Annotated in this window: 1 protein-coding gene; it reads right to left on the minus strand. The window is 36.0% G+C overall.

Annotated elements, in window-relative coordinates; translation table 11 throughout:
• Nucleotides 1–83: 83 nt before the first annotated feature.
• Nucleotides 84–263, minus strand: coding sequence for a TonB-dependent receptor (locus CWB85_RS22930; RefSeq protein WP_249314973.1), 180 nt, complete (start codon nt 261–263; stop codon nt 84–86).
• Nucleotides 264–386 lie beyond the last annotated feature (123 nt).

The raw sequence follows: 386 nt of genomic DNA on the forward strand, positions 1-386 counted from the left end.
TATTCATGCATCCCTCCAAGGATGAAGCGTGGCATTTACGCGTTAATTGTGTGTGGCATTAACGTTTTGTTATTCATTGATTATTAATAAAATTTATAATTCATACCTAATTGGATAGTACGACCATAATCTTCACGTTGATAGAGGATCTCGCCTCCCCCTAAATCATTACCTTTGAAGTATCGTAAATCGGATTCATCCGTTAAGTTAATGGCATCAAAGTACACAGTTAGATTTTTTGTGAAATCATATTTAACTTTCATATCAAAGGTTAAATTATCTTCTTGGTAGATATCTGCACACGATTTACAAGAGTGAGGATATGATAGCGATGCAGAGACAGGGCAAGAGAATACTTCTTAGAGGATGTCGGAGCGGTAAGTACT

Source organism: Pseudoalteromonas sp. S1727, from assembly GCF_005886375.1.
Taxonomy (GTDB): domain Bacteria; phylum Pseudomonadota; class Gammaproteobacteria; order Enterobacterales; family Alteromonadaceae; genus Pseudoalteromonas; species Pseudoalteromonas haloplanktis.

Bases quoted from the DNA above. Each gene is read 5' to 3' on its own strand.
- CWB85_RS22930 (WP_249314973.1), bottom strand. From the start codon at position 263: ATGAAAGTTAAATATGATTTCACAAAAAATCTAACTGTGTACTTTGAT.